We start from the raw sequence: 16,773 nt of genomic DNA on the forward strand, positions 1-16,773 counted from the left end.
AGGCTACACCGCTTTCTCCTCACTTGTCATACACCAGAAATAATCATAGCTCCAATATTCTTCTGGTTTAGCCTAAATTTTAATAGTCATTTGTCGTAAATACACCAGCAAGATTGATACAAATAAAACTATTTAATTAGCCAGTTATAGATCGAGCAGCACGAGTAATACGAAAGATACAACTATTTTCGGAGAAAAGCATGACGGACAAAAATATGAAAATTCTGGTAGTCGATGATTTTTCTACCATGCGTAGAATCATTCGCAACCTTTTAAAAGAGCTTGGATTTGTCAATGTTGACGAGGCTGAAGATGGTGCAAGCGCATTACGTAAACTGCAAGACGGTAACTTTGACTTTATTGTATCCGATTGGAATATGCCCAATATGGATGGGTTAACTATGCTGCAAAATGTGCGCGCGAACTCTGCACTAAAAAATATTCCCGTCCTTATGGTCACCGCAGAAGCCAAAAAAGAAAACATTGTGGCTGCCGCCCAAGCCGGCGCAAGCGGTTATATTGTTAAACCATTCACTGCCATCGTGCTCGAAGAAAAGCTAAATAAAATTTTCCAGAACATGAAAGCCAAAATTGCTGAAAAGGCATAAATTTCCTCTAACAACGAATAGGTAAGTTAACTATGAATACAAAAGGTCAGATGAAAGTAAAAGTTAACGAAATTGATCCAGCTTTAACTCCAAAAAAATCCAGAAAATCGATTCAATTAACTGATGCATCAAAAAATTCCGGAACTAAATTCGACGATAACCAAGAACCCATAATAACTGACAAAAGAATTCTTGATCAGGTTGGATTGTTAACACGGAACTTACACGATAGCTTACGGGAATTGGGGTATGACAAACGTCTCCAAGACATTGCTTCTGAAGTGCCCAATGCTCAAGATAAACTGGCTTATGTCTCCACAAAAACTGAACAAGCTGCTGAGCGCACACTCAATGCCACTGAAATCGCAATGCCAATTCAAGATAAACTTTCAAATGATGCAATTCATCTATCTGAGCAATGGAAAAAAGCCTTTGAAACCCAGCAAGCGAATCCAGATCCTAAAATATTCAAAACATTGCTTATTGAAACACTTCAGTATCTTGACAAGGTACCCAAACAGACTAGTGCAACCAATGCCCAATTACTTGAAATAATGATGGCACAAGACTTCCAAGATCTGACAGGCCAGGTCATCAAGAAAATTACGCATATGGTACAAAGTTTAGAAAAAGATCTAATTGATCTTTTACTTGCCAATGTCCCCGCCAAGAAGATTACAACAGAACATGAAGGACTCATGAATGGACCAGTTATCAACCCTGAGAAAAGAAATGATGTCGTATGCAATCAAAACCAAGCGGATGATTTGTTAGCTAGTCTTGGTTTCTGAGAGAGGTAGCTTCATCTAATTCGTAGTCGTCGCGACTTGATCTGACAGTTATTCGACATCACGAGGTGCCTATCAGATCAAGTTCAGTTTCCCATAAGAAGCAACTTGTGTTCTTAGTGGCTCAATGGCTTAGACTGTCTAGTGATCTCTAATCTTCTCTAAACAATTTAATAGTATAAAAATATATTTTATTGCTCCTTTTTAACGTAGTGTCAGGGCTTAAGGCTTGTCCAGTCTGGCGACACCACTTCACTTCACAAATGACTCATTAGCGCCCAAAACGAGATGCCTGCAATTTTATATCGGCACGCGCCCAAGCCTGTTCAAAACGTGCTGTGATAATGGCTGCATCATCGTTTTTGTTTTGTGCTCGCAATGCCTGTGCTAAGCCATAAAGCGCCCATCCATTGTTGCGATTCCGGCGCAAATCCTCCCAATAAACTGTTTCCGCTTCATTGGGTCGTCCTGATTCCAGAAGGATAGCACCCAACACCAGCCGTGGCGGCAAGTGAAATTCCGACGGCTCGGTGTACACCAAAGCATCTTCTAGGCGAACCGCTTTTTCAAGATATGCAATAGCCTGATCGAACTGCCCTCGCGCAGCGGCAATCTCTCCTGCCAAGACTTCAGGCGCGGCGTTCAGCACAGTCTTAGTGGTATTTTTTGAGAGCAGTGGACTATCCAGCAGCGGATTTTTCATAATCTTGCGCAACGTTTCCAGTTCCTTTTCGGCTTGCTGCAATTGTTGTGTTGCGACAAATGCGAGACCACGTACATAGTGCCAGCTTCCGGTTAAAAACAAATTGGTTGCAGGGGGCGCAGGCTGTGCAAGAATTTCCTGCCAATGCCCAAATCGTGCAAGCGCCCAAAATGGCGTTACGCGGAATATAGCGGTCAGCGGTATTGTTTTCAGCATTTCATCGTCAATCCTACTAGCTGCTTCCTGCGCAGCGCTCATGGCAAGCTTACTCTGACCGTCTAGCGTCGCTGCAAACCAGAGAAAATGAATGTTGTGCGGATAGTACACCATCGGATACAAACCTTGCGCCTGGCATTGCAAGATGTAATCCTCATCCGCCGCGATTGCAAGTTGATTGCTCTTTATTGAGTCGGCGTAGCGACCGACGCGCTGATAAATATGCGATGACATGTGTATTAAGTGTCCCGCTGCGGGCATCAACGTCAGCAACGTGTCGGCTGCTTGCTCTGCGCGCTCGGGAGTGCTAGTCGGCTCTATCAAGTGAATATACATATGCAGAGCGCCCGGATGTTTCGGATTGCGTCGCAACACTTCTTCGGTCAACGCAACGATTTCGGCTGTTCCTTCATACGGCTGGCCGTCAAGCATCCAATAGCCCCAAGGCCGCAAGTCCATCATGGATTCCACATAAAGCATCGCAACATCCTCATCATGTGGAAAACGCTGAAGTACTTCCCTCATGGCCTGTGCGTAAGCCCTATCATTTGCTTCTCGATGCTCGGTTTGTCCCGAATAGCGTTTTTCCAGAGCATTGATAAGCGCTTGCTCTTTCGGCGATGCATTCTTCATCAGCGATTTAGCCTTTTGTACGATCTCTGACGCTTGAGGCTCTTCATTCGGTCCCATCATTGCGTTGATGTTAGGACCGAGTACCAGCGCTTGCCCCCAGTAAGCCATTGCAAGATCTGGCTCAAGTCGTGCCGCTTCGCGAAATGCCCGGCGTGCCTCGGCATGATTGAATGCGTAGGCAAGATTGAGCCCCTGGTTGATGTATTGTTGCGCTAGCAGGTTACGCGTGCTAACCGGAAACGTATGCGAACCCAGATTAAGCAACCTGGGGGCAAGCTGACCATCCGTACCTGGCTTATGTGCCAACTCGGATGCCGCGTAATGCTGATGCCCTCCTTTCGATTCTGCTGCAACAAAATTTTTTGGCGTTATATTTGGCGTTCCAGTTTCAGCAAATGACTCGCAGGTGCTTGCCAAAACCAGCATCGAAATGAAGAACGTGGAATGAACAGCAGCATAAAATTGCATGGTATATCCCTCCTGAATAAATTGGCACCGTTAAATGACTATGGTCACTTACTTTTCCGTCTACCAAAATGTAGAATTCATAAAATCAGTTTTCTGTACATTATTAACAGATAGAAACAGTCGACCTTACGAACCATCGTAATTCACTTACTTTACTCGGCAGTAGTAGGATCAATCACAGTTTTGATTCGAGAAATGCGATTGGCTGGAAAATCGCCTTGTTCAGCATGCGCTCTGACGGCAGCTTCGTCAGGCGCAATGTAGATGCAATAAACCTTATCATCCGTTACATAGCTTTCCAGCCATTGAACCCGTGGCCCCATATTACTCAATACACCGCATGATTTCTGAGAAATGGCTTGCAAATCCTGGGGTGTTAATGCACCTGCTCCAGGAATTTCACGTTCTATTATATATTTTGGCATAGTGCCTCCAATAAAATTGATTAAAAAATATGACCAGTCGTATTTAATTCAGATAAAAAAATTAAGGCATAAAATAATCTCCTAGTAAATTATGACAACATTGTTTAGCTGGAGCAGATGATTTTTCTATTTTCATTCGCAATAAAGCACCCTGCCAGGCATTTATCAGCAAGTCAGCCATTTCTTCAGCCGATTTATCCGATCTTACCGCTCCTTGCCGTTGCGCTTTCGCTAACCCATACTGCAATAAATCCCGATAGCGTTTGACCGCCGCTTGAAGGGATTTCTGGCAAACCTCACTGGTATCGCCCAGTTCGCCCATCAAATTACCTAAAAGACATCCCCCCTTAAACTCGTTTCTCTCAAGCTCTGCAATAAGTTCATCAAAATAACACCGAATTGCACCGAGCGCATCCATACCAGAGCTATCCAAATGTCCGGCTAATTGTGCAATAAATGGACCGATATAGTGCTGGATAACATTAGCCCCAAAATCTTCTTTACTGTCAAAATAATTATAAAAAGAACCTTTGGGGACGTTCACCGCATCGAGAATTTCCTGCAATCCGGTACCGTGATAACCCTGTCCCATAAACAATGCAACGCCTTCATTTAGCAAGCTCTCTCGATTAAACTCTTTTTTATTTGATTTTGACATCGCCCAATAATACGACCGGTTGTCTTATTTGTCAATTACTAAAACACACCTGATAGCCTCTTAGCGGGATATGCTCATCGCCTTAGCAAAATTTTGACAGCAGATATACATCTGACACTTTCATCCGAAAGCACTCTAGACCGCTGCAAGTTTACATGCGAATCTAAAAAAAGCACAGTCCTCACAAAGCAAAACGAATTAACTTAATCGTCATCGGTTGCGCTAATGTAAGAGGATTAATATTTGATGAAAATCACATACAGTTAAACAAATTTGGCAAGCAACTTGAGAAGGATCTCACCAAATTCCTCGGTATTGCCAACAATTTTATTAATTTTCTCGTTTTGATCACTCGAACTCCTAACAATTTCCATCAGCTCCACAAGCTTCTTGACCTCAACTGAATCTGGGAAAAGACTCTTAACTTCCTCGTCTGATAATCGAGTAATTGCTGAAATCTTTCCAGCAAGTTTACTATCCGTTCTATCTCCTGTTCCATCAATAACTTGATCCAACTCTTCCTAAAATTTGTCCCAGTCGATTGTCATTATCACCCCTCATTTACGTAGTTTATCAAGAATGCTCTTGATCTTTTCGCGGTATCTCTCCGTATCTTGCACACGATCTTCAACACTACGTGCAGCAACGACCAGCTCGGATACTGCTTGATCAGTTTGGTTGACAAATTTATCGATATCCGTATTTGTCATTCCGATCATATCGAGATAACGCTTTCGGTTCTCTTCTATTTTTGATGTGGATTGCAAGAAAGCAGTCAATGAATTATTAATTACTCTTGCTTGGTCATACTCCGCTTCAAGTTCGTCCAGTGGCTGAATCAACTCGACACGCTTCTGATTAATCTTCACTTGGAGTTTAGGTCCAGCCAGCGTAATAAAGTTTAAGCGATCTTTTACATTTTGTGATTGGACGACCTGCTTCCACATTGCATCGACTTTAAGGTCACGAAAAAACTCCGGCAGAAGTCTAACATGCGCCGCCTCCAGAGAAGAAATCGTGCACCCAACTACGCGCTGAAAGCTCCGGAGCCTCTGATGGTATTGATATACATCCCGTCAATGACATCACTCCAAAAATAATCGAAAGTATTTTCTGTTTCATGAACACCTCAAAAATGAATGGGGTTTAAAGTTCGGGTAATATTTTGAGACAAAATATTACCTTACTGCAAGAAACTTTTATTCCTTCAGATCCACAGACACTAATTTTATGCGAATCCTATCAGCTGGCATCGCATCTGGGTCAATAAAATTAGGCCTATTGATTTATAATCTCTTTCAAATACTATTTAAACTGTTATCTTTCTAAGGACATTGAATGGTTCATCTATCGAAGCCAACTAGACTCTCTCTTTTCATTATAATATTATTGATTATTTCTTTCCCTGCCTTGACTAGCGAACCTCCTGCCGCTGTAGACTGTTGCCAGCAATCTGACGCACAACAGCCAGACTTGATCGAACTACCTGCTGGGGCAATTCAACAACTTAAAATTGATGCAGGATTTGGCTGGGGAATTTTTAGTGGCACCATCTACAATGGCAATGACCACTATTATGTGACGCAACTCATTGTCAGCATGACACCGATCCATGATCATCACCAGATGCACATGCATGAAAATATGTCGCATGAAACGAAGCAACACCAAATCAACCTAGAGCTACCGCCAGTAACGAAAGGCGCTCTCTCCATGGCACTTACAGATGATGATGTCCATGTGCATGACTTCAAGTGGGAAGTCATCAAAGTCATGGGATATCAAGTACCCTAACTAATCAACAGGATGCAGCTTATGCTAGCATTTCTCCAATTTAAGGTTTATCGGAAAAGTGATTACTACCATTTCCCTCGTGACACAGTGTATTATCGTGCCAAATGTTTAAAGTAATTTTGCACCTCTTTTTGCGCCCCTTTCTAACGTACAAAATAATAAAGGCAAGTCATGGTTAGCGCATCCAACGTCAAGATTTTGATTCTCGATGACGATAGCTTCATGCTCAAACTCCTGACACGCATGCTTGCCAAGCTGGGCTATATCTCCGTCGTTACTTGCGACAACGGTTCCGATGCTCTGAAGAAAATTGATCAAATCGACACCTGCCCAGATTTAATTCTACTCGACTTGAATATGCCCGATATGGATGGCATCGAGTTTGTGCGTTATTTGGTAGATCGGCAATATCACGGCAAACTAATTTTAGTCAGTGGTGAAGACGAACGCATGCTTAAAACCGCTGAGCGACTGGTCCATGCGCACAAAATATCCATGCTTGGCTACCTGCTAAAACCCGTAAATCCTGAAAAGCTATCTGAAATACTACAACAATGGGAACCTAATTCTTCAACCGAGCAGCAACCTAACAAAAAAATTTATGTCGCGGCAGATATTCAATCCGCTCTTGCTCAGCATGAATTAGTCAATTACTACCAACCTAAAGTATCGGTAGCAACAGGCGAGGTTATAGGCGCAGAAACATTGGTGCGTTGGCATCATCCAAAAGATGGAATCATATTACCCGATCGGTTCATTAGCATCGCAGAAGAAAATAATCTGATTGACGACTTGACACACCAAGTTTTGCAGCAGGCCATAGCCCAGGCCAAGCAATGGCATGAAAAGGGACTGACATTGCGGATTGGAATTAATGTTTCAATGGATAATCTGGCATCACTGGACTTCCAAGGCTTCGTCGTTAATCTGGTGACCGAAAACGGCTTGCCGCCACAAAAGATCGTACTCGAAGTCACAGAAAGCCAATTAATGGGATCCGATACACGAATACCGCTGGAAATCCTAACACGCTTGCGCCTCAAAAGATTTCATTTGTCGATTGACGATTTTGGTACCGGACATTCATCAATGGCGCAGTTACGCGATATTCCTTTCAATGAGCTTAAAATTGACCAAGGCTTCGTGCATCGCGCGTGTGAAGATGACACATTGCGCGCCATTTACGATGCCAGTTTATCGATGGGCAAACAACTGGGCATGGATATCGTAGCGGAAGGCGTCGAGGATCGTAACGATTGGGAATTCTTGCGGCAGACAGGGTGCGATATGGCACAAGGAAATTTTATTTCTAGGCCGTTGCTGCCTAATGATTTTCCCCGCTGGATGGAAGAATGGCAAAACAAAGTACGCACCGAATTAATCGTCGCGCCGGCGTAGCTTACGATTGTTAATGAGCGGGGGCAAACACTTCATGCACTTGGCTAAACGATGCACCCGGCGTCAGACCACCGCTGATGACATGCAGTCGGCCATTGACTACAGCCGCGCCCAAGCCATGCCGTGCCGTCGGCATCAGCGCCATAGTCGCCCAGCGATCTTCTTCCGGCAAGTACATTTCATGCGTATCGAACGTGCCTTCACCGGATTCACCACCCACCACGTAAATGCGTCCATCGATCACGCCAGCGGCAATACCGCTACGTGCGGTCGGTAATTTGGCGCGTGCGTGCCATTGATTCGTGGCGAGGTCATAGGCTTCGACTACATCCATATTTTTGCGGTAATTCAAGCTTGGGCGCCCACCAATGGCATAAATTTTATCGCCTGCAGTCACAACCGCCAAATGATCACGTGCTGTCGGCATAGCGGCTGCAGGAGTCCATACGTTGGTTTGCGGATCGTACACTTCCACAGCGGCGGAATTGTTATCTCCGTCATATCCCCCAATGGCATAGAGATGACCTTGATATACCGCCACGCCTAACGCACCACGCGCGGTCGGCATGGGTGCTAATTCATGCCAGGTCTGATTAGCTGGATTAAATTGATACAGCGTTGCAACTGCACGCCATACCGATAAACCACCTTTAGTAAAACCGCCAATCACATACAAATAACCATTTAGAGCGGCAATTCCGGCATGATGACGGCCTTCTGGCAATGGCGTTGTTTCTGTCCAGGCATCGGTAGCGGGATCATAGATTTCCACCATGCGACTGATAGCGAAGTCCAGTACATTGCTAAGACTAGGCTGACTGAATCCGCCGACCGCATAGATTTTTCCGTCCAATGCGGCTACCGCAATCTCAGTGCGCTTCTCCAATGTCGGAGCTGCATTATGCCAAACGCCAAGATCAGCAGATTCGGCCTGTAATAACGCCGTTTCAAAAAGAACCAGCAGGACAATCAGAAATCTTAATTTTGACATGGCATTCCTCCTTTTGATTTGGCTGAATAATAACTGCAAAACACATGATTTTGCCTTACACAACCTTTTCCAGATAATCAATTGTCAAGCCAGAAGCTTTCGGTGCTCCCAAATGCAATGGATACGCTTCAACCTGACCGGTCAAGCAGTAGCCTCTACGTTGGTAAAATGCGATCAATTCCGGTCGCTGCGATACCACGAACATAATAAATTTGCGCACTTGCATTGTGTGACAAGCAAAGGCCTCCACTTGTTCAAGCATATATTTACCAAATCCTTGCTGTTGCAGGCTTGGGTGAACCGAGAAAAAACCGATGTAGGCATGCTCGTCTTCTTTCGCGATATAAATACACGACGCCAGCATGAAAGGTTGATTGGCAACAAAAAAACAAGCATCAGGGTGCGCCATAGCAGCTTCTATTTCCAGCCGATCGGTTCTGTCACCTTGAATAATTGCAGCTTCTGTAGTCCAGCCAATCTCCCCGCGATAGGTCTGATTGATCAAATCACTAATCGCTTGCGCTTGGTGACAACCGGCTTTTTCAAGACGACAAGTAGAGAAATCCATCCGACAATATTGAATTCTTTGGAATGTAACGCCGAAGAAATCTAGTCAACACCCAAGACCGGACTTTTGGTCAAAGCAACCAATACGATATAAGCAAACACAAAAAGAGCTGCAACCCAAGCGGCAATCCTTGTTTTGCGGGTTTTGCCAAAGCGCATCGCTACCATGCCTAGACCAATATACACCAGCAAACCGAATATCTTCGCAGCCAGCCAAGCGTGTTCTAGCGGATTCTGCTGGATCGCGATCGCCAGTAGAATGGCACTGACAAGTAACACCGTATCGTTGATATGCGGCAGGATCTTAACCCAGCGTTGGCGCAGGTTTTCAGAGTCCTGAATTAGCCAAATACCGCGTAAAAAAAATAACGAGAAACTCAAAATCACGCTACCGACATGAACCATTTTCAATAACGCGTAATCCATTATCAGTCGCCAGGGATCAGCCAACCGTGGCTACCAGCCACGGCACCGGCAATGGTAATCAAGCTAAGTATCAATAAGATCATATGCTTACGCTGAATTTTAATAAACATTCCCGCTGTGATATTTTTCTGCGCTGATACTGCAGCTTGGCGGCGGGCGCGCGGTTCCATAACAAACAGCATCACGCTAAACAACAACCAAATTAACACCATGGTATGCATCCACCAATATTGCCAATGTACAAAACGTTGCCAGACATCCAACGCATACACCATATAAAAACCACTTAAACCGACGACCAATGTAGCAACCCGAGCCTGTGCGGCAAAACGTTGCCGGAAACGAGTAAAAATTTCTATCGCTTCCGCTGCTGATGACATGCGCGCGAGCATCGGTAACAACACCAAGGTTACCATCGCCACACCACCAATCCACAGAATTACACCCAGTACATGCAATACTCGGGCAAGTATCAATTCGTCCATGCATTTATTACCAGTTTAGTAGCAAACTTAGAAAACATTAAAAACCACTCTAAAATCGAGTCCATCTGGATGTTAAGCAACACAGCCCCTCTCTGCGCATAAACAACGCCGTTTATAATGAAATAAGCGTCGATCACTCATTCTCTGAAACCCATACTTCGGCTTCTGCATAATTATGAAACACCGTTACGTTGGCGTTAACAAACAGATTAAAAACCCAAGTACCCCAGGTCTGCCATTCGTCATCCGTGACAACGGCCACTCGATTAAACTCGCCGCCATGATCACGCATGAACTTGACTTCTTCCCAGGCGACATCGACGGTGTAATTCAGCATGTCACGCCAATCAAACAAAAGATTCGCCTTGCCATCAAAGTGCTGCTTGTATAACACCTGCTGCTCAAATTCATGATAATCGGTCAAGGTAAATTCGCCAATGACTGCAACAATTACCAAGTTACCCTTTTTTTGAATTGTAATCATGATCCCATCCCAAATAATAACAAGCTCATCATAGGCAATTAAACGGATTGGTGCAAATTTTGCCTGCTGGCAACTGGCGGCAAGATCACTTTTGAGTAACGGCCGGCGTCAATTTAAAACCTAAAATGCCACTGAGTAATCCACCCGCAACGATCAATCCCATACCCAACCAAGCAATCGGCGATAAAATTTCATTCCAGAACCAGATTCCCCAAAGACTGGAAAATAATATCGTGCTGTAACCCAATGAAGATACGACCAGAGTAACACCTCGATGGTAAGCACGCGTCATCGCCAATTGTGCCAGGGTTGCAACCAGACCAATTCCGAGCAACAACAACAATCCATGACCGGTAATCGGGCTAAATGCGGTAAATAGCAGCCACACACCGGTTAACACAGTACTAATCAAGGTAAAATAAAACACTACGAGCCATTCCGTTTCACCCAGATTACCTAATTGCTTGACATTGATATATGCGATCGCTGCAAAAAAACCTGAAGCAATACCCATTACGCCCGAAAACCATTGCTCATCTGGCACGCTAGGACGCAACAATAACATCACCCCCATAAAGCCCAATATCACAGTCACGATCAGTGGCCAATGAATATGCTCTTTCAGAATCAGAGTGGAAAATAAGGCGGCAAAAAGAGGCCACGTATAATTCAGCGAAACGGCGGTAGCTAACGGCAATTGCGTCAAGCAATAAAAGAACATCAACAGGCTGACCAAGCCGGTTACTCCGCGCCAACAGTGAATCCGCCAATGCGGCGTGCGCACCGACAAGCGATAAAAACGAAGAATCAGATAGGTCATCCAAACACCAAACAGCGATCGATAAAATACCAGCTCAGTGCTGGAAAAATAAGCAGCCCCGAGTTTAACCAGCACCCCCATGCAAGCAAACATAAATGCAGCAACCAGCATCCACATCGAACGCATTAATCTGTCTTCCTTGAATATTGAAATTACGACTGAACAGCCATCAAAGGCGTGATCCGATCTCACGTCGCAGGAATTGATGAAAATGCTCCATTCCGGCCTCCATTGGCATTTGATAAGGTCCTACTTCGTTCAGATTCTGAGCATATAACGCACGCCGACCTGCAGTCATCAATTGACAGATTTCTTCATCCTCACGCGCGGTTTCCTTATAGGCAGCCTGTTCAGCTTCCACAAAATCACGTTCGAATAATGCAATTTCTTCCGGATAATAGAATTCAACCACATTCATGCAACTTTCAATGCCGGTCGGCAATATCGTGCTAACAACAAGCGTATAGGGATACCACTCCAGCATGATATTAGGAAAATACAGCAACCATATGGCACCATGTGGTGGCATTTTTCCTTCAGTTTGCTGTAGCACTTGCTCATGCCATTTAGCATACACGGGGCTACCAGGCTTCTGCAGACGCGCGCAATCGATGGCTATTGTTTGCGCGCTGTGCCAACTGTCAAACTCCCAATTGAGTTTTTCGGTATCGACGAAATGACCCAGACCCGGATGAAACGAATCGACATGGTAATCCTCCAGATAAACTTCTATAAATGTCTTCCAGTTACAATCGTAATGTTCGATCTGCACACGATCCATCAAGTAACCGGAAAAATCAAAACACTGAAGAACATCGGAACTCAAATTTGCCAAATCCTGTGCCACGTTACGCTTACCAGCAAACAGCAAACCATTCCAGGTTTGTAGCGGTGTTTTCGCAAGATTGAGGCAAGGATTCTGATCAAAATGTGGTGCGCCCAGCAATCTCCCATCCAGCGCGTACGTCCAACGATGAATCGGACACACAATGTTTTTGGTATTACTTCTACCATTCAGTAACAGGGCTTGCCGATGTCGACAAACATTGGAAAGCAATTCAATCCCTTGTCCATTACGCACCAACACTTTGGCTTTCCCCATCCGTTCCGGCACGTAATAATCTCCAATATTTGGTACCATTGCTTCATGACCCACGTATCCTGGCCCTTGGTCGAACAGTATACGTTTTTCAATTTCAAGAATTTTTGGATCCAGGTACCAGTCAATGGGGAGTTGCGCTGACAGTTCTGTCAGTTGTGAGGTCTCAGCCATATTTGACATATAAATACCTTATATTCTCCCTAGCAAAAAATTAGCGAAAAAAATACACGAGAAGACAATAACTTAAAACCAGATTATGCAAGTAAAAAACGAAAAAACGATTGCTTGGCTATAATAGCAATCTTAATAGTAAAATATCAGCATCCGCTTATCATTGTGACAACCGCAAAGTATAAATTGTACAAGATTGAATTTTTAATTAATCAAAAAAGAGAGCATCTTAATGAAATCCACACACTCATTTAAAAAGAATTCATGGATAACCTTATTATCCACAGCATTTATTGTGGGACTCGTCGCTTGTGATAGTAGTGAGAATACTGCCACAACATCGTCATCCTCCACATCAGCGACCAAAAGAAATATGCCTACCGGCCCAGCCGTGGGTATTTTAGTTGACTCCCCGGTCTCTGGCGTTAGCTATAATGCCTCTTCCGGAAAATCGGGCACAACTGATGAGCAAGGTAATTTTAACTTCAACCATGGCGACAAAATAGAATTCAAATTGGGCGGTTTGACACTGGGAAATATTCCGGGTTCACAAATTGTGACGCCGATTGAACTGGCAGGAGATAACAACAACAAATTACAAAATTTATTGGTCCTATTGCAGTCTCTTGATTCCGATAGCAATTTATCCAATGGCATTTCCATTTCGCAGGAAACGGCTGCTGCCGTCAAAGGATCCATTGATCTCAACAGTAATCCGGAAACATTTGCTGAATCCGCCAATTTAAAAAGCATCATGGAAGCTGGAAGCATAGAAGGCGAAGCCAGAACTCCTGAGGAGGCCCGTGACCATTTCATGTCACAAGGTGTCGCACTGCTCAGCGCACAAATATGGGTGAGCTATACCGATCAAACCGCCAGCGTACTGCGAGTAGCAGCCGATAGCAGCGGGGAATATTTACAGGGCGACGCCAGACCGGATGATTCCTGTGATGAAAATCGCGTATGTAGTGGGCGAACCATTTTTCAGGCAGGTGTCGAAGCAGGAGTTGTCAGTGCCGTTGATTTCGATAATCGTGGATTCAAGCTAGTTGGTAAACCTACCATCGACACCAATCTCAGAGCTGGTTTATCCGATCCGGGACCAACCCGCAGGGTACGTACCGACGGTTTTGAATTGATGTATTCTGACATTGTAACGGTACAAAGAGAACGAGAAAAAACCAGTGTATTTGGTGAACTCTTTCATATCGCCAAGCCAATCGAACTCAGTAACGAAAATGAAGTGGCAGAAAAAGAAGTCAAGGAAACACGATTCGCAAAAATTGATAACGATGCGACCGGAATCATCGGAGCCTGGGCTTATGATGAAAATGCCATTAAAACACAAACGCTGGTGTTCTTTCCAAACGGTAAATTTCTGATGATCGACCCAACGGGTGAAGCACAACGCGAAGATCAAGCAGAATGTGGAAAACCCGGTATCGAATTTGCATCGTACTCCTACGACAAGGGAAGCAACAAGCTCGATTTATCAAGGTTTACCTATAACACGAATGGCTGTGTCGGCTTCTCCCATCAGGAAGGTAGCGCAAATTTCTCTATCAGCTCTGACGGAACTACGGCTCAATTAGAAAAATCCCGCGAACCATCCATTACGCTATACCGCGTCTCGAAATAACTTGCTACTCCAATCTCGACACGTTACTCACTGGAATTTGTTCAAAACCAAGTGGGTAACGTCTCTCAGCCGCAATAGTCCCGACTGCTTATGCGCATCATTCGCGTCGCCCTAAATATTCCCATAGACACTTTATTTGATTATCAAGCCGAAGATGCCAGCATGCACGATATTGGTCTGCGCGTCTGCGTACCATTTGGTAAAAAAAAGATCACGGGCATTATTATGGCGATCAGTACGGAAACTCAGGTCCCGATCGAGAAACTCAAATCGGTTTACTGCATTTTCCGGGAAATAGATCCGCTCCCGCCAGCATTGCTGGATTTGTTCCAATTCTGTAGTCAGTATTACCATCACCCGCTCGGCGGGGTAATCATGAACAGCCTGCCCGCACTACTGCGCAACAACAAGCCGATTAAACTGAAAGATTCCGCACAACATCCATTGAGTCTCACAAATTTAGGTAGGCAGATCGATATCACTAGCATTCCTGCACGCAATCGCGTGGCGCGCCGTTTACTGATCGCATTCCAAAATGCGGCACAACTGACTTCCCAACAAATCAAACAAGTTTCACCGCGCACCAGTAAATTGCTAAGTGAATGGAAACAATTCGGTTGGATAGCCGAACAACCCATAATCAATACAACCACACCAAAAGCTACAATCATTCCTACCTTGACAGCCGAGCAAGTCAGTGCAGTAACCACTGTGACTGCTGGTCTTGAACGATTTAACACCTGGTTGATGCATGGAGTGACCGGCAGCGGAAAAACTGAGGTTTATTTGCGTATCATCGAGTCGGCCCTGTCACACAATAAGCAAACACTGGTGCTGATTCCGGAAATCAATTTAACACCACAGCTGGAAGCGATTTTTCGTGCACGCTTTTGCACCACTTCATTGGTTAATCTGCACAGCGGGCTCAACGACACAGAACGGTTAACCGGTTGGCTGCAAGCACAGCGTGGCGAAGCTAAAATTATTCTAGGCACGCGCCTGGCTGTTTTCACACCTCTACCCAAACTGGGCTTGATCATCGTCGACGAAGAACACGACAGCTCATTCAAACAGCAAGATGGATTACGTTATTCCGCACGTGACTTAGCGATTTTTCGCGCACGGAAAACAAATATTCCTGTAGTGCTAGGCACCGCCACGCCATCCTTGGAAAGTTATTTTAATGCAATCAATGGTCGCTACCAGTATATCCGCCTAACTTCCCGCGCGGTGCAAAGCGCCAGGCTGCCTTCGATTCAGTATATTGACACGCGTATTCATAAATCACAGGATGGATTATCCGAGCCACTGCTCAAAGCACTAGAAAAATGTTTATCTGAAAAACACCAAAGCCTGATTTTCATCAACCGACGCGGCTATGCGCCAGTATTACTATGCAAATCCTGTGGCTGGAGTGCGCTCTGTCAGCGTTGTTCCAGCCGTCTAGTGGTTCATTTACGTGATAAAAAATTACGCTGTCATCATTGCGGTCATGAAGAAAAATTCCCGCGAGCTTGTCCGCAATGCGGCAATCAGGATATCGCACCGTTTGGTCAAGGCACGCAGCGCGTGGAAGAAGCGCTGATTGCACATTTTCCATCAGCGCGAATTTTGCGCATTGATCGCGACAGCACGCGCCGCAAAAATGCCTGGAAAGAAATTTTGCATGCCATCCATACTCATCAAGTAGACATTCTGATCGGCACGCAACTGTTGGCCAAAGGGCATGACTTCCCTAATTTATCACTGGTGGGTATTCTGAATGCCGATACCTCGCTCTACAGTACAGATTTTCGCGCCAGTGAACGTTTATTTGCGCAACTCATGCAAGTTTCCGGCCGTGCAGGCCGAGCCAATGTTGCAGGACATGTATCAATTCAAACTGAATTTCCTGACCATCCCCTATATTATGCGTTGCAACAGCACGATTATGACACCCTGGCGCAGACTCTGCTGACAGAAAGAGAAATAGCCGGATTCCCACCCTATGTATATCAGGCACTTTTGCGCGCAGAAGCCCACAACATCAAAATCGTACTTGATTTTCTAGAGCAAGCTGCACATTTGGCCAAACCCACCCAAGCGATACAACTTTTTGATCCAGTGCCTGCTCAGTTGTTACGTTTAAAAGGAATGGAGCGCGCATACTTACTCATACAGTCAACTTCACGCAAACAGTTGCAGACATTTCTGGCCGAATGGTATGTGCAAATTAATACATTATCCGCCCGCAAAATACGCTGGGTACTGGATGTTGATCCAATTGAATTTTAATTTATAACAATCTCTATTCTCAGCAATTAGCCCGATCAAATATCTTAGTAATCATAGCTGCCTTAGCACTTAGCACTTAGCACTTAGCACTTAGCACTTAGCACTTAGCACTTAGCACTTAGC

At 44.7% G+C, this 16,773-nt stretch carries 18 protein-coding genes; 6 read left to right on the forward strand and 12 right to left on the reverse strand.

Annotation, left to right across the window (positions count from 1 at the left end):
* The first annotated feature begins 200 nt into the window (after positions 1-200).
* Both cheY and cheZ read left to right on the forward strand, forming a co-directional pair.
* A complete protein-coding gene (gene cheY / locus QZV86_RS09375; RefSeq protein ID WP_295626842.1) occupies positions 201-608 on the forward strand; it encodes a chemotaxis response regulator CheY in 408 nt (135 codons plus the stop codon).
* A 32-nt stretch (positions 609-640) separates the two neighbouring features.
* On the forward strand, positions 641-1,399 hold the full coding sequence (cheZ, locus tag QZV86_RS09380) for a protein phosphatase CheZ (RefSeq protein WP_295626845.1): 759 nt from the start codon (positions 641-643) through the stop codon (positions 1,397-1,399).
* 268 nt (positions 1,400-1,667) lie between these two features.
* On the opposite strand, the gene QZV86_RS09385 is transcribed toward cheZ, so the two are convergent.
* From QZV86_RS09385 to QZV86_RS09405, 5 genes are all read right to left on the reverse strand, one after another.
* Positions 1,668-3,416 carry a hypothetical protein gene (locus tag QZV86_RS09385; protein ID WP_295626848.1) on the reverse strand — a complete coding sequence of 583 codons (1,749 nt, stop codon included), beginning with the start codon at positions 3,414-3,416 and terminating at the stop codon, positions 1,668-1,670.
* 152 nt (positions 3,417-3,568) lie between these two features.
* Positions 3,569-3,841, reverse strand: a complete 273-nt coding sequence (locus QZV86_RS09390) for a DUF4242 domain-containing protein (protein ID WP_295626851.1) — start codon at positions 3,839-3,841, stop codon at positions 3,569-3,571.
* Between the two features lie 61 nt (positions 3,842-3,902).
* On the reverse strand, positions 3,903-4,499 hold the full coding sequence (locus QZV86_RS09395) for a TetR/AcrR family transcriptional regulator (protein WP_295626854.1): 597 nt from the start codon (positions 4,497-4,499) through the stop codon (positions 3,903-3,905).
* A gap of 263 nt (positions 4,500-4,762) precedes the next feature.
* A complete protein-coding gene (locus QZV86_RS09400) occupies positions 4,763-5,014 on the reverse strand; it encodes a hypothetical protein (RefSeq protein ID WP_295626860.1) in 252 nt (83 codons plus the stop codon).
* 42 nt (positions 5,015-5,056) lie between these two features.
* Complete coding sequence (locus tag QZV86_RS09405) at positions 5,057-5,446, reverse strand: hypothetical protein (RefSeq protein WP_295626863.1); 390 nt, start codon at positions 5,444-5,446, stop codon at positions 5,057-5,059.
* 463 nt (positions 5,447-5,909) lie between these two features.
* Here QZV86_RS09405 and QZV86_RS09410 point away from each other — a divergent pair, with 463 nt between their 5' ends.
* Together QZV86_RS09410 and QZV86_RS09415 are read left to right on the forward strand one after the other, a co-directional pair.
* Positions 5,910-6,293 carry a hypothetical protein gene (locus tag QZV86_RS09410; RefSeq protein WP_295626866.1) on the forward strand — a complete coding sequence of 128 codons (384 nt, stop codon included), beginning with the start codon at positions 5,910-5,912 and terminating at the stop codon, positions 6,291-6,293.
* A 171-nt stretch (positions 6,294-6,464) separates the two neighbouring features.
* The gene (locus QZV86_RS09415; protein ID WP_295626869.1) at positions 6,465-7,691 is read left to right on the forward strand and encodes an EAL domain-containing protein; all 1,227 of its coding nucleotides are present in this window, start codon (positions 6,465-6,467) and stop codon (positions 7,689-7,691) included.
* Between the two features lie 10 nt (positions 7,692-7,701).
* Here the strand turns inward: QZV86_RS09415 and QZV86_RS09420 are convergent, their stop codons facing one another.
* The 7 genes from QZV86_RS09420 to QZV86_RS09450 all read right to left on the reverse strand — a co-directional run bounded on the left by QZV86_RS09420 (position 7,702) and on the right by QZV86_RS09450 (position 12,746).
* Positions 7,702-8,682, reverse strand: a complete 981-nt coding sequence (locus QZV86_RS09420) for a kelch repeat-containing protein (protein ID WP_295626872.1) — start codon at positions 8,680-8,682, stop codon at positions 7,702-7,704.
* Positions 8,683-8,737: 55 nt separating this feature from the next.
* Positions 8,738-9,250 (reverse strand): GNAT family N-acetyltransferase, encoded by a 513-nt coding sequence (locus QZV86_RS09425; RefSeq protein ID WP_295626875.1) that lies wholly within the window; start codon positions 9,248-9,250, stop codon positions 8,738-8,740.
* A 41-nt stretch (positions 9,251-9,291) separates the two neighbouring features.
* Entirely contained in the window at positions 9,292-9,675 is a 384-nt protein-coding gene (locus QZV86_RS09430; RefSeq protein ID WP_292921123.1) for a SirB2 family protein, read from the reverse strand.
* Between the two features lie 2 nt (positions 9,676-9,677).
* The gene (locus QZV86_RS09435) at positions 9,678-10,160 is read right to left on the reverse strand and encodes a hypothetical protein (protein ID WP_295626880.1); all 483 of its coding nucleotides are present in this window, start codon (positions 10,158-10,160) and stop codon (positions 9,678-9,680) included.
* A gap of 133 nt (positions 10,161-10,293) precedes the next feature.
* Positions 10,294-10,644, reverse strand: a complete 351-nt coding sequence (locus tag QZV86_RS09440; RefSeq protein ID WP_295626885.1) for an STAS/SEC14 domain-containing protein — start codon at positions 10,642-10,644, stop codon at positions 10,294-10,296.
* A gap of 85 nt (positions 10,645-10,729) precedes the next feature.
* Complete coding sequence (locus tag QZV86_RS09445; protein ID WP_295626888.1) at positions 10,730-11,590, reverse strand: DMT family transporter; 861 nt, start codon at positions 11,588-11,590, stop codon at positions 10,730-10,732.
* Positions 11,591-11,633: 43 nt separating this feature from the next.
* Complete coding sequence (locus QZV86_RS09450; RefSeq protein WP_295626891.1) at positions 11,634-12,746, reverse strand: aromatic ring-hydroxylating dioxygenase subunit alpha; 1,113 nt, start codon at positions 12,744-12,746, stop codon at positions 11,634-11,636.
* 223 nt (positions 12,747-12,969) lie between these two features.
* Here QZV86_RS09450 and QZV86_RS09455 point away from each other — a divergent pair, with 223 nt between their 5' ends.
* Both QZV86_RS09455 and QZV86_RS09460 read left to right on the forward strand, forming a co-directional pair.
* The gene (locus QZV86_RS09455) at positions 12,970-14,376 is read left to right on the forward strand and encodes an adhesin (protein ID WP_295626894.1); all 1,407 of its coding nucleotides are present in this window, start codon (positions 12,970-12,972) and stop codon (positions 14,374-14,376) included.
* A 90-nt stretch (positions 14,377-14,466) separates the two neighbouring features.
* On the forward strand, positions 14,467-16,650 hold the full coding sequence (locus QZV86_RS09460; protein WP_295626897.1) for a primosomal protein N': 2,184 nt from the start codon (positions 14,467-14,469) through the stop codon (positions 16,648-16,650).
* The last annotated feature ends 123 nt before the right edge of the window (positions 16,651-16,773 follow it).

The sequence above is a fragment of the uncultured Nitrosomonas sp. genome (assembly GCF_902826915.1).
GTDB lineage: Bacteria > Pseudomonadota > Gammaproteobacteria > Burkholderiales > Nitrosomonadaceae > Nitrosomonas.

What these genes read in the sequence shown, in the direction of transcription:
- cheY (WP_295626842.1), top strand. Translation starts at nt 201, where the DNA reads ATGACGGACAAAAATATGAAAATTCTGGTAGTCGATGATTTTTCTACC.
- cheZ (WP_295626845.1), top strand. Translation starts at nt 641, where the DNA reads ATGAATACAAAAGGTCAGATGAAAGTAAAAGTTAACGAAATTGATCCA.
- QZV86_RS09385 (WP_295626848.1), bottom strand. Translation starts at nt 3,416, where the DNA reads ATGCAATTTTATGCTGCTGTTCATTCCACGTTCTTCATTTCGATGCTG.
- QZV86_RS09390 (WP_295626851.1), bottom strand. Translation starts at nt 3,841, where the DNA reads ATGCCAAAATATATAATAGAACGTGAAATTCCTGGAGCAGGTGCATTA.
- QZV86_RS09395 (WP_295626854.1), bottom strand. Translation starts at nt 4,499, where the DNA reads ATGTCAAAATCAAATAAAAAAGAGTTTAATCGAGAGAGCTTGCTAAAT.
- QZV86_RS09405 (WP_295626863.1), bottom strand. Translation starts at nt 5,446, where the DNA reads ATGTGGAAGCAGGTCGTCCAATCACAAAATGTAAAAGATCGCTTAAAC.
- QZV86_RS09415 (WP_295626869.1), top strand. Translation starts at nt 6,465, where the DNA reads ATGGTTAGCGCATCCAACGTCAAGATTTTGATTCTCGATGACGATAGC.
- QZV86_RS09420 (WP_295626872.1), bottom strand. Translation starts at nt 8,682, where the DNA reads ATGTCAAAATTAAGATTTCTGATTGTCCTGCTGGTTCTTTTTGAAACG.
- QZV86_RS09425 (WP_295626875.1), bottom strand. Translation starts at nt 9,250, where the DNA reads ATGGATTTCTCTACTTGTCGTCTTGAAAAAGCCGGTTGTCACCAAGCG.
- QZV86_RS09430 (WP_292921123.1), bottom strand. Translation starts at nt 9,675, where the DNA reads ATGGATTACGCGTTATTGAAAATGGTTCATGTCGGTAGCGTGATTTTG.
- QZV86_RS09435 (WP_295626880.1), bottom strand. Translation starts at nt 10,160, where the DNA reads ATGGACGAATTGATACTTGCCCGAGTATTGCATGTACTGGGTGTAATT.
- QZV86_RS09440 (WP_295626885.1), bottom strand. Translation starts at nt 10,644, where the DNA reads ATGATTACAATTCAAAAAAAGGGTAACTTGGTAATTGTTGCAGTCATT.
- QZV86_RS09445 (WP_295626888.1), bottom strand. Translation starts at nt 11,590, where the DNA reads ATGCGTTCGATGTGGATGCTGGTTGCTGCATTTATGTTTGCTTGCATG.
- QZV86_RS09450 (WP_295626891.1), bottom strand. Translation starts at nt 12,746, where the DNA reads ATGTCAAATATGGCTGAGACCTCACAACTGACAGAACTGTCAGCGCAA.
- QZV86_RS09455 (WP_295626894.1), top strand. Translation starts at nt 12,970, where the DNA reads ATGAAATCCACACACTCATTTAAAAAGAATTCATGGATAACCTTATTA.
- QZV86_RS09460 (WP_295626897.1), top strand. Translation starts at nt 14,467, where the DNA reads ATGCGCATCATTCGCGTCGCCCTAAATATTCCCATAGACACTTTATTT.